Below are 14808 nucleotides of genomic sequence, written 5' to 3'. Positions count from 1 at the left end.
GGCCGTGCCGACCGGCGTCGTCGCCCTGCTCAGGCCTCCGGGCGGAAACGGACCCTGCGGCTCTCATCGCCGGTGGCGCGTCAGGCCCGGCAGGAAGAGTACGTGTTCAGGTCTTCCGGATCTGGCTTGAAGCGGTTCTCCCAGTCCCCGGGGTATGTGTCGACGAGGGCGGGCAACTGTGCCTTGATGTCGCTGGACCACTCCTCGACGACGTACTTCCGCAAGGCCTTGAGGATCCGTCGGCAGTCGTCCGGGTAGCCCTTGGGAATTCCGATTCCGTAGCGGTTGATGAGCCCCATGTTCACGTTCGGGACCACCTTCAGCGGCACCTTGCCGTTCTTCCGCTGTTCCACGTAGCCATAGAGGAGTGCCTCGTCGCTGAACACCGCGTCCACACTGCCCTCTTGGAGCTTGGACACGCAGGTCGAGTAGTCGGGAGCCTGGTTCATGACGGTGTGGCGCGGCATCCCGACCCGGGAGGGCGTCGTGCCCTCGACGGTGCACAGGGTCTTGCCACCGATGTCCTTCTCCTTCTTGATGCCGTCGTAGTCCTTGCGTACGAGGAAGCCCTGCGAGGTCATCAGGTACGGGCCGACGAAGTCGATCTTCTTCTCGCGCTCCGGCGTGATCGAGTACGTGGAGATCACCATCTGGGCGGCCTCTTCCTGGAGTTCACGCTCGCGCTCGGCATGCGTCACATCCTGGAACTTCGGCGTGAAGCCCAACTCCTCGCCCAGGTAGAAGGCGATGTCCATGTCGAAGCCGCGGTGGTTGTGGCCGGCGAACAGGTTGAAGCCGGGCTGGTCGGACGCGGTCGCGATGTGAACGGTCTTGGGAAGGATGGACTTCTTGTCGTCATCGCCGTCGCCGCCGCAGCCCGACGCCGCGACGAGGGCCATGGCGGCCGCCAGCGCGAGCCCGGCCCGTGTCGTGTGTGTCTGCGCCATAGTCGTCCTCAGTCGTCAGTCGTCCACGCGCGCCGACGCGACCGACAGGTCGAGCGCGCAGTTGGGTTCCGCCGTCATCCGGACGGCGAGGCGGATGTCCTTGTGGTTCCGGCCGAGATCGAAGGTGAACTCCTGGCCGGGGCGCCCCGACTGCGGGCCGTCGTGCTCCGGGCCCGAGCGGAGCGTCACGCTGAGCTTGCTGGAGGGGACGCAGACGGGGCCGGCCGGGTCGTACTCGGACGCGGCGAACGTGATGAAGAGACGGGACTTGGGTTGGTCGGTGTGCGCCGACGCGGTCACCGTCATGCCCTGCTCGAACGGGCCCGGGGGGTCGAGTTCGAAGTCGTGCGTCAGGTCCACGGGGCGCGCGGCCCGGATCTCCGTCACGATCCAGGCGGGCAGAGCGACCGCCAGCACCGCCACCGGCACCACCAGCAGCATCAGCGGCGGCCACAGCGGCTTCTCCACGCCGTCCTGGCCACGACCCTTGATGAGCGGCAGCATGCTTCCGCTCAGCAGCAGGAGCGCTCCGACGACCCCGCCCACCAGGGTGATGGCGCCGCCCTCCGCGTACCAGACGGCGCCGGTGCCGAAGATGACGATCAGGTTGACCAGGAAGGCCAGCGCGAGGAGCGTCGTGTTGTCCTCCAGGTGCCGCCTCACGCGCGTCGCGGCGCGCACCAGCCGGCGTGGGGCCCGTCGACGGGGTGGCGCCGGATCAGGAGGCGCGTCGTCCGGAGTGCCCGTGCCCGGTGGCGGTTCCGAAGTACCCGGTGGCGGTTCCGAAGTACCCGGAGGCTCCGGCGAGTTGTCGGTCACGCTGCGTAGCATACGAGTCACCGGCTCGCCCAACAGCCCTTTCCGCCAAGAGCATTCACCCCCGGATGTCCGATTCCCGCCCGGCGGCGGCAGCGCCGCCCTCGGCGTTCGATCGGTTTCAGCGGCGGGTTTCGATCTTCAGGTCACCGCGGGTCACCCTGCGGGTCGTGTCGCGGGTGAGCATGTCGTGCGGGAAGCCGAGTCCGGTAGCGCTGGCCTCGTCCAGGCGGGCCAGTTGGGAGGCGGAGAAGTCGACCTCCAGGGCGCCCAGGTTGTCCTCCAGCTGCGCGGGGGTGCGGGCGCCGATGATCGGTGCCGTCACGCCGGGGTTCTGCAGGGTCCAGGCAAGCCCGACCTGGGCGGGTGTGCGGCCAAGCTCCGTGGCGACCTCCTTCACGACGTCCACGATGGCCAGGTTCTGTTCGGTGAGTACGCCGTTGGCGATGGTGACGCTCTTGCGGGTGCCGTCGTCGGAAGCGACGTTCGTCGCGGTCAGGTCGTCGCGGCCGTACTTGCCGGTGAGCACCCCGCCGGCCAGCGGTGACCACGGGACTACCCCCAGCCCCATCTCACGTGCCATGGGGATCAGGTCACGTTCTCCGGTGCGCTCGATCAGGTTGTACTCGATCTGCAGCGCCACCAGTGGCGACCAGCCGCGCAGGTCGGCGATCGTCTGCATGCGCGACACCTGCCAGGCCGGGGCGTTGGAGATCGCCACGTACAAGACCTTGCCCTGCCGGACCAGATCGTCCATGCCGCGCAGGATCTCATCGACGGGCGTCGTGAAATCCCACACGTGCAGGTAGAGCAGATCGATGTAGTCCGTATTCAGCTGTCGCAGACTGGCCTCCACCGACGCGAAAAGGCTCTTGCGGTGAGGGCCCCCGGAATTCGGATCGCCGGGCGTGCGCAGCGTCGTGTATTTCGTCGCAAGCACCAGGCTTTCGCGGTTGTCGCGGGTGAATTCGCCCAGCAGGCGCTCGGAACTGCCATTGGTGTAGGTGCTTGCGGTGTCGACGAAGTTGCCGCCGCGCTCGACGTAGATGTCGAACAGCTTGCGCGCCTCGTCCCGGTCGGCGCCCCAGCCCCATTCCGTGCCGAAGGTCGCCGCGCCAAGGGCCAGCGGTGAGACCCGCAGCCCGGAGCGGCCAAGGAGCCGGTAAGTGTCGAGGGTGAGCGACATCGTGTCCTCCTGTGCTTGTGATCCGTTGCCGGAGACAAGCCTGTGACCGCCGCGAGCCGGGGATAAGGGAAGGAAGTTCCTGGGAACACGAGTCCTACCCTGGCTGTTGGATCACACATGACGACCCGCACCGTGGACACGACACAGGAACTGGCCGCGTTCCTGCGGACCCGGCGCGAACGCCTGGACCCGCACGATTTCGGCTTGCCGTCGCGTCGGCAGGCCCGGCGGACCCCGGGATTGCGCCGCGAAGAGGTCGCCGAACTGGCCGGGGTCAGCATCGACTACGTAGTACGCCTTGAACAGGGCCGCGGACTGCGGCCCTCGGCGAACGTGGTGGAGGCGCTGTCCCGGGCGCTGCGCCTGACCCCCGACGAACGCGCCTACCTCTTCAACCTGGCCCGGCAGCGCCCCCGCAACGCCGACAAGCCCGCCACCGCCCCGGCGCCGCCGCTGGCCCGGCTCGTCGCGGACCTGTCGCCGCTGCCGGCCATGCTCATGAACCACCGCTACGACATCCTGGCCTGGAACGGCGAAATGGCGAGGCTGCTACTGGATTTCGACACCCTGCCGCCGCAGCAGCGCAATGCGATGTGGCTGTGCCTGATGCGTCCGGAGATGCGTGAGTTCTATGTCGACCGTGAACGCGTCGTACAGGAGGGGATCGCCCACCTGCGCGCCGCGTGGGCCGCGCACCCGGACGATCAGGCGTTGACCGACCTCATCGCCGAATGCGCTGTTCGTGACAAGGAGTTCGCGCGATTGTGGGCCGAGCGGGACATCAAGGTCAACGGCCGCGGGCGCAAGGCGATGCGGCATCCTGACGTCGGTGTGATCGCAGTGCATTTCGAAGTGCTCACGCCACTTCAGGACCCGGACCAGCAGTTGGTCATCTACCGCGCCGTGGACGATGAGAGCCAGTCGGCATTGGACCGGTTGCGCACACGGTGATGTCGAACCCCGCGGTGACGGGGCGGCGCGGGTGACCATGCGGTCACACGTGCCGGTGGAGCAGACCGGCACCGAGTGGGGTGACCTCGTGCATCACGCTGTTGCCTTCGCGGGAGCTGACGATCAGCCCGGCGCGACGCAGCACGGTGAGGTGCTCGCTGGCCGATGACAGCAGCAGGCCTGCGCGGCGGGCGAGTTGGCTCGTGTTGCTCTGGCGGCATTCGCCGGCGGCCTCGAGCACCGCGGCACGGCTGCACCCCACAAGGTCGGCGAGGGTGTCGCTCGCGTCGTCCACCCCCTCGGTGTCCCACGGTTCGTGGCCGAGGGGATACACCAGGACCGGTACCTCCTCCCCCTGTCGTACCAGTGTCACCGGGTGGCAACGGCAGAAGTAGGAGGGCACAAGGAGCAGTCCGCGTCCCTCCAGGTGCAGGTCGCGGTCCACCGGATAGTCGATGTCGAGGATCGGCCCGCGCCACCGCGCGGACGGGGACAGGTCGCGGAGCAGCGCCTCCACCCCGCCGGAGGCGAGGAGCCGGCCGGCCCGTGCTCGTTCGCGCGCGGTGTGCGACGAGATACCGCTGAGGAACGGTGAGATCGCGACTCTCTGATAGTCACGGAAGGACTGGTCGAGGTGGGCGAGCGCCGGGGCAAGGCCTCGACGCAGGTCTCGGGCCCACGGCGACAACGGGCGGCCGGTGGCGAGGAGTTCGATGTCCTTCCGCACCTCGTTCTTGGGGGTGAGGAGGACGGGCTCCACCGCATCGGCCGGGCACAGACTGACGGTGTGCGGTGTGAGGAAGTCCGGGAAGTAGCCCTGCGCCGGGATCAGTTCGGCCAGCGCCCGGGCCCGCGACGGCAGGTGCGGCCGCACCCGCCCCCGCCACCACGTGCCGAGGAGGCCTGCGCAGCCGTCCCGGAGCCAGTGGGTGCTCAGTACGGTTTCCCACATCAGAGCCGGCGCGCTCGCCACCCGTGTCCGGGCGAGGTCCGAGGCGGTGAAGTGAATGCGCAGCATGTGTCCCCCGATCACAGCTGTTTGCCGCAGTCCGTCGGGCGACCCAGGCCCCAGGGAGAGGCCGGTGCGGCACTCTCCCCGAGGCGCTCCCGTCGGGCGGCGGTGGTCCTGCCGGCAGGTGGTGGGCGTTATCGCCTTTCAGGCGAGACGTAGCCGACGACGTCGCCGCGCTCGGTGTTGTACCGGGTGCGCTTGAAGACGCCTTCCTTGCCGCTGCCGCTCGACGTCTTCGTGGTGTTCCCCTCGATGGTCGTCAGCTTCTTCCCGCTCTTGCGGTACTTGACGACGACACCGACGTGGTCGACGTCCCAGCCGTTGGTGCCGAGACTCGGCTTGCTGCCGTCCCAGTCGTAGAGCACCGCGTCACCGGGCTTGGGGACGTAGGAACCGCGCTTGTGCCACTTGCCGGTGCCGGCCTTGGCGGCCCGGTAGAAGGAGCCCGCCCACGGGTCGGTCTTCTTGGTCTCGGCGCCGGACTTCTTCCAGACGTAACGGACGAAATCGGCGCACCAGTTGTTGGAGCGCCACTTCACGCCGCCGGTCGAGGTGCTGCAGACGTTGTCGCCGCTGGGCTTCCAGTACCCGCTGTAGAAGTTGCAGTTGTTCCCCTTCTCGCGGTTGTGCTGCGGGTTGTTCAACTCGATGGTGGCCGTCTTGACGATCTTCGCGCGCAGGGAGGCCGGTGCGGCCGACGCGGTCGTGGTCAGCGACCCCGCGGTGACGGCGCCGCCGGCGAGGGCGGTGACCAGAAGCATGGTCGCCGGGCGGCCGAAGAGCGACGCCTTCGTCGACCGAGAGGCCGAGTCGAGTGCCGGGTCGGCCGTGGTGCTGTTGGTCGTGCTGGACATCAGTGGTCCTTTCCCCGTTGATTCCCCGTTGTGCCGGAGGTTGTTTCCCTCCGACGCCACCAAGGTTCGCCGGGGCTTCTGCAGCTTGTCTGTAAGCCCTCAGCAACACGGCTCACAGGGACTTACAGCTCGCCGCGCTCCAACGTGCCGCATTCCGTGAACACGGCCATCGCCTCTGTGCGCAGGGCCGCCGCCCCCTGGCCGTCGCCCAGCACCTCGCGTGCCGATGCGAGATCGCGCAGCGTGCGGGCCCGGGGCAGCCGTAACTCCAGCGCGTCCCACAGGCACACGGCGGCCGCGAGCCGCTTCTCCGCCTCGTGGTGCCGCCCGTCGGCCAAGGCGCACTCGCCGAGCGTGCGCAGGGTCAGCGCCTCGCCGAAACGGTCCCGGTAGGCCCGGCAGACGTCGAGCGCGCCGAGCAGCTCCGCCTCCGCCTCCCCCGTACGTCCCAGTCTCAACCGGGCCTTGGCACGGGCCCGTTCGGCGTACGCAGCCATCAGCGGATCACCGAGACCCGCGAGGATGTCCAGCGCCCGCCCGGCGTGCAGCTCGGCTTCCTCGTATGCTCCGAGCGACCGGTGCACAAGGCTCAGCGTGCGCAGCGTGAGCGCCTCACCTCGCCGGCTGCCCAGGCTCCGGTAGGCCCGCAGCGACACGTCCAGGAGTGCCGACGCGCCGTCGCGGTCGCCGAGTTCGAGGCGTACGGAGCCGCGGAGCCGGCAGGCGAGGCCGATGCCCGCGTCGTCGCCCAGGCACTGGAATACGTCGACCGCGCGGTCCAACGCCTCGTCGGCGGCGTCCAGTCGGCCAAGTTCACGCAGGTTGCCGCCGAGACCCGTCAGGGCGGCGGCCTGGCCGTGCAGGTCACCTATGGCGGCACACAAGGGCTCGGCCTGCCGGAAGTACTTCTGGGCTTCGGCGTACCGGTCCTGTTCGAACCGCAGTTGTCCCAGGCCGATGAGCAGCAGCGCCTCGCCTGCGCGGTCCTCGGCACGCCGGGCGGCGGCGAGAGCGGCGTCGTGGCTGCGCCACCAGGCGTCGAAACGGTTGCCGACGGCGAACGACGAGGAGCACAGCACCGTCGCGGCGGCACAGGCGAGGGTGTGCAGCCCGAAGGCCACCGCGCGCTCGACTGCCGTGGCGAGCGTGTCGGCCTCGGCCTCGAACCAGGCGTACGGATCGGCGAGCGCCCGCCGCGTGGTCGCCGCCCCCACATCGGCGGCCGGTCCGCGGCCTCCCGTGCTGTCCCCGCCCCACTCCGCGTTGGCCCCGCCGGCGGACCGATTGACGCTCGCCGACCCTCCGAGATAGGGCCGCAGCACGATCACCCCCGAGGGCGCCTCCTCCGCGACCCGCTCCACCAAGCGCAGTCCGGCGGCGAGCGCCCGTCCCACCGCCGCCGTGAGTACCTCTGCCGAGTCCTCGGCCTCGGCCCGCTCCGCGGCGTACACCCGCACCAGATCGTGGGCCCGATAGCGCGACTGACCCGCGGAGTCGGTCCCCGTCCAGTCCAGCAACTGTGCGTCGACGAGCCGCTCGAGCACCTCCTCCACATCGTCCTCGGCCCCGTCGACGAGCAGCGCCACCATCCAAGGTGCCGTGTCGCACGGGCCGAGGACGGCCAAGCGGCGCAGCACCGTGCGGGCGTCGTGATCGAGCGACTCGTAGCTCAGCCCCAGACTGGCCCGCACCTCCAGATCGCCCACAGCCAGCTCGTCGAGGCGCCGCCGCTCGTCCTCGAGGCGGTCGGCGAGGACGCGGGGAGTCCAGTGCCTGCGCGTGGTCAGCCGGGCCCCGGCGATCCGCAGGGCCAGCGGCAGACCACCGCACAGGGTGACGATGCGCCGGGCCGCGGCATCCTCCGCGGGATCGTCCGTCGCGCCCTGGGCGCCGGTGACCTGGGCCAACAGCTCAAGGCTGCGTACGTCGTCCAGGACGGCCAGGTCGGTACGCCGGGCCCCGTCGAGGCCGCCGAGCCGGGCTCGCGAGGTGACAAGCACACCACAGGCGGCGCTGCCCGGCAGCAGGGGCCGCACCTGCGCCTCGCTGCCCGCGTCGTCGAGGACCAGAAGGAGGCGGCGGCCCGCGACGAGGCTGCGGAAGAGGTCGGCACGCTCAGCGGGATGTTCAGGCGGTGCCGCACCCAGCGCGCGCAGCAGCCTTCCGAGGACGTCGCCGGGCGGCAAGGGGCAGCCGGTGCCCTGCAGTTCGGCGTACAGCTGCCCGTCGGGGAAGGCGTCCGTGGCCAGGTGGGCGGCCTTCACGGCGAGGGCGGACTTGCCGACACCGGCCGTCCCTGACACCACCACGACGGAGGTCGCGTCCCGGGGTGCGGTGAGCCCGTCGACGACCTCGGCGATCTCGACCTGCCGCCCGGTGAAGTCCCGGATGGCAGGAGGCAGCAGGCACACGGGCCGTGGCGTGGCGGGCACCTGCGGCGCGGAGACGTCGGTGGCCGCCGCACCGTCCTCGGCACACAGCAGCCCAGGCTCGGCCCTCAGGATCGCTCCATGCAGCCGGCGGAGCTCGGGCCCGGGATCGATGCCGAGTTCCTCGGCGAGTACGGCACGCCCCTCCTCGAACCCCGCGAGGGCATCGGCCTGCCGCCCCACCCGGTAGAGGGCGAGCATGAGCTGCCCTCGCAGCCGCTCGTTGGTGGGGTGGGCGCCGACAAGGCCCTTGAGCTCGGTGATCAGCTCGTTCTCCCGCCCCCCGCATTCGAGTTCGGCGGCGATGCGCTCTTCGAGTACGGCCTGCCGGGCCTCCTCGAGCCGTACCGCCTCGCTCCGCAACACCTCGCCGACGCCGCCCAGCGCGGAACCGCGCCACAGCATGAGGGCGTCACGCAGCAACCGGGCTGCGCCGGAGTGGTCCCCCTGCGCGGCAGCCTGCCGGCCGGCCGCGGCCATCTCCTCGAACCGCCCGAGGTCCACGGCCCCGGCGTCGGGCCGGATCACATACCCCGGCGCCCGTGTCTCGATCGCTCCCCGACGCGCTTCCGGCAGGGCCCGCCGCAAGGCCGAGACATACGTCTGGACCAGCGCCCGGGCCGTCTCCGGCGGATCATCGCCCCATACGACGTCCACCAGCACTCCGGCAGGCACGACGTGCCCGGCGCGCAGCAGCAGCGCGGCCAGCAAGGCACGGGGCTTGGGCCCGCCCACCCGCAGGGGCCGGCCTTCCCACAGCGCTTCGACCGGCCCGAGTAAACGGTATTCCAATGCCATGGTCTGTCCCCCGAGGCGTCACCGAAACCGACTCACACAGACCTCATTGTCCCCTAACCTCCCTGTCAGAGCGACGAGTTGAGGGGAGCCGCACGTCGTGGCGTCGAGTTTCGGCCCCCGGTGGGAGAGTCAGTTCCCCTCGGTCTCGAAAGTGCGCAGCAAATCGGCGGCCACGCTCACGGCAATGGTCGCGGGTTCCTTGCCGGTGATGTCCGCGAGACCGATGGGGGTCTTGATCCGGTCGATGGTGGCCTGGTCGTGACCGCCCTCGGTGGCGAGGCGTTTGCGGAACCGCGCCCACTTGGCCGCCGACCCGATCAGCCCGATGGAGCCGAGGTGGGTTGTGCGCAGGGCGGCGTCGCACAGCGCGGCGTCCTCGGCGTGATCGTGGGTCATGATCAGGACGTGGGTGCCGCGCGGCAACTCTTCCAGCACCTCCTCGGGCAGCAGCGGCGTGTGATGCAGGTGCACCTGGCCCACCGCGTCCGCCAGCACATCGAGCCGCTGCTTGGTGAGCATGTCCGAACGGCTGTCGGTCAGGTGGAGTTCGAGGTCCTGACGTGCCAGGATGCGCGCCAGTTCCAGCCCTACGTGACCGACGCCGAAGATCGCGACGGCCTGTGCCACCGCCAGCGGTTCGAGCAGCACCGAGACAGTGCCGCCGCAGCACTGCACGCCATGCTGGTTGCTCGCCTTGTCGTTCAGGGCGAAATCGATCAGCTCCGGCTCCGGCTTGGACGCGGCGATCATCTCCCGGGCCCGGTCGATCGCGACGGCCTCGATGTTGCCGCCCCCGATGGAGCCCCATGCCTCGGTCGGCCCCACGACGAGTTTCGCACCGGCGTCGCGCGGGGCATGGCCGCGCACGGTCGCGACGGTCACCAGCACCCCGGGCTCCCGGCGTGCGCGCAACCGTGCGACCGCGGCGACCCACGTCATGTCAGGCACCGTTCAACGCTGTTACGTCGGTTCGGACCTCGCCGATCGCGGCGTGTCCGTTTCCGGCGTGGCCGTCGTCGGGGGCGTGACCGTCGGTGGCGTGACCGTCTTGGGAGACATCGTCCTGGCGAGCCGCCTGGATCGCCCAATACACCGCCTCCGGCGTCGCGGGCGAGGCCAACTCGACGCCGACCCCGCTCGGCCCGAACGCGGCGGCGGCCTGCCGCAAGGCTTCTCGCACGGAGAACGCCAGCATCAGCGGAGGCTCACCCACCGCCTTGGACCCGTACACCGCGCCCTCTTCGGTGGCGTTCTCCAGCAGCGTGACGTTGAACTCCTCGGGCATCTCCGAAAAGCTCGGCAGCTTGTAGGTGCTCGCGGCCTGGGTCAGCAGCCGACCGCGGTTCGGTCCGTCACCGGCGTCCCAGCGCATGTCCTCGAGTGTCAGCCAGCCCGCGCCCTGCACGAAACCGCCCTCGACCTGACCGATGTCGATCATCGGGGAAAGGCTGTCGCCGACATCGTGCACGATGTCCACCCGTCGGATGCGGTACGCACCGGTGAAGCCGTCCACCTCCACCTCGGCTGCGGCGGCGCCGATGGCGAAGTACTTGAACGGCGAACCCGTGAAACTCTTCGCGTCCCAGTGCAGCCCCTCGGTCCGGTAGAAACCGGCCGCCGACAGCTGAACCCGCTGGAAGTACGCGGTGCGCACCAGGTCGTCCCAGGCCAGCTCCTTGTCGCTGCCAAGGGTGCGCGCAACGCCATCGACGATGCGTACGTCCGAGGCGTTCGCCCCCAACTGGGTGCCTGCCACCTGCAGCAGCCGCTCGCGCAGCTGCTCGCACGCGTTCTTCACCGCTCCGCCGTTGAGGTCCGCGCCGGAACTGGCGGCGGTGGCCGAGGTGTTGGGCACCTTGTCGGTCCGTGTCGGGGCCAGCCGGACCTTCTGCAGCGGGATGCCCAGCGTGGTCGCTGCCACCTGGAGCATCTTGGTGTGCAGGCCCTGGCCCATCTCGGTGCCGCCGTGGTTGATCAGGACCGAGCCGTCCTTGTAGATCAGCACCAGCGCGCCACCCTGGTTGAAGGCGGTGAGGTTGAACGAGATGCCGAACTTGACGCCGGTGAGCGCTAGGGCCCGTTTGGTGTGCGGGTGCGCCGCGTTGAACGCGGCGATCTCGCGCCTGCGGTCGGCGACGCCGCCGTTCTCCTTGACCTTCTCCCAGACGGCGGAGATCCGCTCGGACTGGGTGACCGGCTGGCCGTACGGCGTCGTCTGCCCCTGCTGGTAGAAGTTGCGCTCCCGCAACTCCATCGGGTCCAGGCCGAGTTGCGGCGCGCACCGGCCCAGGATGTCCTCGATGACGAGCATGCCCTGCGGTCCTCCGAAGCCGCGGAAGGCGGTGTTGGAGACCTTGTGGGTCTTCGCGATGCGACCGGCGATGTGCGCGTTGGGGATCCAGTACGTGTTGTCGATGTGGCACAGCGCACGGGCGAGGACCGGCTCGGAGAGGTCCAGGCTCCAGCCGCCGTCCGCGGTCAGGGTGGCGTCCAGGGCCCGGATGCGGCCGTCGGCGTCGAAGCCGATCTTCCACGTGGCGTTGAACCCGTGCCGCTTGCCGGACATGGTCAGGTCCTGCGTGCGGTTCAGCCGGAGCCGGACCGGGCGGCCGGTGAGCTTGGCGCCGAGCGCGGCGACGGCCGCGAACCCGTGCGGCTGCATCTCCTTGCCGCCGAAGCCGCCGCCCATCCGCAGACACTGCACGGTCACCTCGTGACTGTGCAGGCCGAGCACGTGCGCGACGATCTCCTGGGTCTCCGATGGATGCTGGCTGCTGCTCTGGATGAACACCTGCTCGTTCTCGTCGATGAGAGCGAGCGCGGCGTGTGTCTCCAGGTAGAAGTGCTCCTGGTCGGAGAACTGGAACTCGCCGGTGAACACGTGCGCGGAGTCGGCGAAGCCGGAGTGGACGTCACCGGTCACCATCAGGGGACGGGCGCCGTGGAAGCTCTCCTGCTCGATCGCGTCCTGCAGCGTGACCAGGGAGGGCAGTTCGTCGAGTTCCACCTCGACGGCCGCCGCACCGAGCCGGGCCGCCTCCAGGGTCTCGCCGAGCACCCATGCGACCGCGTGGCCGTGGAACATGACCTCGTCGGGGAACAGCGGTTCGTCGTGCTTCATCCCGGCGTCGTTGACGCCGGGCACGTCGGCACCGGTCAGGACGCGGACCACACCGGGCACGGCGAGCGCGGGCTCGGTGCGCAGCGCGGTGATCCGGCCGTGGGCCTTCATGACCTGGACCGGGTAGGCGTGCAGCACGTCCTTGGTGCGGTACACCAGGTCATCGGTGTAGAGCGCGGTGCCGGTGACGTGCAGGGCGGCACTCTCGTGCGGCATCGGAACACCGACGACAGGCTTCTCGGGGCGCTCGGACAAATGACTCATGACGACACCGCCTCAGTGGTTTGCGCGTACAGCTTCCGCAGGCTCTGGCCCAGCATCGCGGAACGGTAGAGGGCGCTGGCGCGATGATCGCTCATCGGCGTGCCCTCGCCCCGCAGCTCCCTGGCCGCGGCCTCGACGGTCTCCGCCGTCCACGGCTTGCCCTCCAGGGCCGCCTCGGTGGCGAGGGAGCGGATCGGGGTGGCGGCCACGCCGCCCAGGCCGATGCGCGCCTTGCGTACGATCCCGTCCTCGATGTCGAGCGCGAGAGCGACCGCCACGCTGGAGATGTCGTCGAAGCGCCGCTTGGCGATCTTGTGGAAGGCCACGACCGGCGACAGCGGCAGCGGTATGCGCACCGCGCGGATCAGCTCGCCGGGACGGCGCACGCTCTGCCGGTAGCCGGTGAAGTAGTCGGCCAGGGGGACCTCGCGCTCACCGTCGGCGTCGGCGAGGAGCACCGACGCGTCCAGCGCGAGCAGCACCGGCGGGCTGTCACCGATGGGCGAACCGGTACCCAGATTGCCGCCGAGGGTCGCACTGTTGCGGATGAGCCGGGATGCGAACTGCGGGAACAGTTCCGCCAGCAGCGGGACGTCGCCGTCGAGTCGGCGCTCGATCTCGGTGAGCGTCAGGGCCGCCCCGATCTCGATGTGGTCGGCTTCGACTCGCAGCCCCCGCAGTTCGGGCAGCCGGTCGACGGCTACCACGCAATCCGCCCTGCGGGAACGGATGTTGACCTCGACGCCGTAGTCGGTGGAGCCGGCGACCACCACGGCGTCGGGCCGCTCGCGCAGCTGCCGCAGCACTTCCGCCAGGGTGCTCGGTCGCAGGAACGCCCTGTCGTCCTGGGTGTATTCGGTGGCAACCGGTGCGGGCGGGGACTGCTCGCGACGCTGCGCAAGCAGGTCCTCGTCGGTGGGCGTGCCGACGGCGAACGCGGCATCGCGAATCGGGCGGTAACCGGTGCAGCGGCACAGGTTTCCGCTCAGTGCGTGCAGATCGAAACCGTTCGGACCGTGCTCGGAGTCGGTGCTGTCGGCCGAGTCCGCGTCCGAGTCTGAGTCCACGTGCGCGCAGCGGTCGGGTCGGTAGTACTCGGCGGCCATGCTGCAGATGAATCCCGGCGTGCAGTAACCGCATTGCGAACCGCCGCGCACCGCCATCTCCTCCTGCACCGGGTGCAAGGTGGGCGGCGTGCCGGGTTCACCTGCGGTGGCGAGACCTTCGGAGGTGATGATCTCCTGACCGTCGAGGGCCGCGGCCGGGACCAGGCAGGCGTTGACCGCCACCCAGTCGGTGGGCTTGTTCACCCCGGGACGGGCCACCAGGACCGAACAGGCGCCGCATTCACCCTCGGCGCAGCCCTCCTTGGTGCCGGTGAGGCCACGCTCACGCAGAAAGTCCAGCGTGGTGGTGTGGGGCGCAGCCGGTGAGATCGGTGTTTCTTTCCCGTTGACCGTGATCCGCGCCGCTGTCATGACAGACCTTCGTTTCGGTGCGCTGTCGGTCGATTCATCATGTTCGCCATGTTCGCGATATTCGCCAATTTTCAGGCAGCTTTCTGTGTTCAGAGGCGCCACGTGAGGAGATTCGGGCGCGAGACAGCACGCGACAGTGACGTGCCGGAAGGTGATGAGGGGGAACCCGGGATGTGCCGCGAACGGGCACATCAGATCGGCGAACTCAGGCGCCGTGCGCGATCCGACCCGGCACCCAGAAGGTGCACTGGGCGAGGCGACCGAGATCAGAGCTGGTGTACATCCGCTGGTCGCCTCCTCTCGGCGGTCATGGGTCGACGAGGTCGACGGCTACCGAAAACTAATGGCTGGGGCAACAGCGGTCAAGGCACCGGCCGCACGTGCCCGGCTCCGGCACGGTTCGCGCACCGTCTTTTCCGTCTCGCGGCGTTCTCGTTCGGAGCACCCACAGTGGCTTCACTCCAATGAACCACCGCACTGGGTGTGACCAGTACTGCTACAAGCTGCGGGGCAGTCGTCGCGGCGGGGGTGGGCACATGCGGCCGTGCGGTGGCGAACGTTCAGGGGTTGTTTTCGGGGAGGCGGTTCGTTCCGGCATGCCGTGTGCCGCAGCCGCTACCCGTTGGAGGAACCCTGATGCGTTCGCTGAAGATAGCCACCGGCACCGTCCTGGCCGGCACTGCCCTGCTGTTCACTGCACCGACCGCCGCGCAGGCCGCACCGATGGCGCCGAGCAAGTGTGAAGAGGCCCAGTCGCAGGCCGTCGAGGCCGAGGAGGACTACGAGGCGGCCAAGAAGCAGTACGAGGGCGGCGACACCTCGCTCAAGCAGCAGGTCGACGAAGCCGAGCAGAATGCCAACTCCCTTGCTTCGGAGGCCCAGCGCATCTGCGGCGACACGGTCATGAACCCGACCTCCCCGGCTTCCAAGAAGCCCAGCGGCGCCATGCGCA

At 69.6% G+C, this 14808-nt stretch carries 11 protein-coding genes; 2 read left to right on the top strand and 9 right to left on the bottom strand.

What is annotated here, in order from left to right:
• Positions 1-80: 80 nt before the first annotated feature.
• The 3 genes from ABD378_RS26640 to ABD378_RS26630 all read right to left on the bottom strand — a co-directional run bounded on the left by ABD378_RS26640 (position 81) and on the right by ABD378_RS26630 (position 2949).
• The gene (locus ABD378_RS26640) at positions 81-947 is read right to left on the bottom strand and encodes a transporter substrate-binding domain-containing protein (protein WP_344524564.1); all 867 of its coding nucleotides are present in this window, start codon (positions 945-947) and stop codon (positions 81-83) included.
• Between the two features lie 15 nt (positions 948-962).
• A complete protein-coding gene (locus ABD378_RS26635; protein ID WP_344524562.1) occupies positions 963-1610 on the bottom strand; it encodes a hypothetical protein in 648 nt (215 codons plus the stop codon).
• 274 nt (positions 1611-1884) lie between these two features.
• Positions 1885-2949 carry an aldo/keto reductase gene (locus tag ABD378_RS26630; RefSeq protein WP_344524560.1) on the bottom strand — a complete coding sequence of 355 codons (1065 nt, stop codon included), beginning with the start codon at positions 2947-2949 and terminating at the stop codon, positions 1885-1887.
• A gap of 117 nt (positions 2950-3066) precedes the next feature.
• On the opposite strand from ABD378_RS26630, the gene ABD378_RS26625 reads away from it, so the two are divergent.
• Positions 3067-3900, top strand: a complete 834-nt coding sequence (locus ABD378_RS26625; protein ID WP_344524558.1) for a helix-turn-helix transcriptional regulator — start codon at positions 3067-3069, stop codon at positions 3898-3900.
• Positions 3901-3943: 43 nt separating this feature from the next.
• On the opposite strand, the gene ABD378_RS26620 is transcribed toward ABD378_RS26625, so the two are convergent.
• The 6 genes from ABD378_RS26620 to ABD378_RS26595 form a co-directional block, all read right to left on the bottom strand.
• Positions 3944-4918 carry an ArsR/SmtB family transcription factor gene (locus ABD378_RS26620; protein WP_344524556.1) on the bottom strand — a complete coding sequence of 325 codons (975 nt, stop codon included), beginning with the start codon at positions 4916-4918 and terminating at the stop codon, positions 3944-3946.
• Positions 4919-5046: 128 nt separating this feature from the next.
• On the bottom strand, positions 5047-5766 hold the full coding sequence (locus ABD378_RS26615; RefSeq protein WP_344524554.1) for a CHAP domain-containing protein: 720 nt from the start codon (positions 5764-5766) through the stop codon (positions 5047-5049).
• Positions 5767-5888: 122 nt separating this feature from the next.
• Positions 5889-8993 carry an AfsR/SARP family transcriptional regulator gene (locus ABD378_RS26610; RefSeq protein ID WP_344524552.1) on the bottom strand — a complete coding sequence of 1035 codons (3105 nt, stop codon included), beginning with the start codon at positions 8991-8993 and terminating at the stop codon, positions 5889-5891.
• A gap of 129 nt (positions 8994-9122) precedes the next feature.
• Positions 9123-9932, bottom strand: coding sequence for a xanthine dehydrogenase accessory protein XdhC (gene xdhC, locus ABD378_RS26605; RefSeq protein ID WP_344524550.1), 810 nt, complete (start codon positions 9930-9932; stop codon positions 9123-9125).
• A gap of 1 nt (position 9933) precedes the next feature.
• Positions 9934-12378 carry a xanthine dehydrogenase molybdopterin binding subunit gene (xdhB, locus tag ABD378_RS26600; RefSeq protein WP_344524548.1) on the bottom strand — a complete coding sequence of 815 codons (2445 nt, stop codon included), beginning with the start codon at positions 12376-12378 and terminating at the stop codon, positions 9934-9936.
• Positions 12375-13856 carry a xanthine dehydrogenase small subunit gene (locus ABD378_RS26595; RefSeq protein WP_344524631.1) on the bottom strand — a complete coding sequence of 494 codons (1482 nt, stop codon included), beginning with the start codon at positions 13854-13856 and terminating at the stop codon, positions 12375-12377. Before ABD378_RS26595 ends, xdhB begins: the two co-directional genes overlap by 4 nt.
• Before the next feature lie 636 nt (positions 13857-14492).
• Between ABD378_RS26595 and ABD378_RS26590 the strand changes: the two genes are divergently transcribed.
• A partial coding sequence (locus ABD378_RS26590; RefSeq protein ID WP_344524546.1) for a hypothetical protein occupies positions 14493-14808 on the top strand: 316 nt, incomplete at its 3' end.

The organism is Streptomyces rectiviolaceus (genome assembly GCF_039533825.1).
GTDB lineage: Bacteria > Actinomycetota > Actinomycetes > Streptomycetales > Streptomycetaceae > Streptomyces > Streptomyces rectiviolaceus.
Note: the sequence above shows the minus strand (reverse complement) of the source record. Positions and strands in the feature narration are given on the sequence as shown.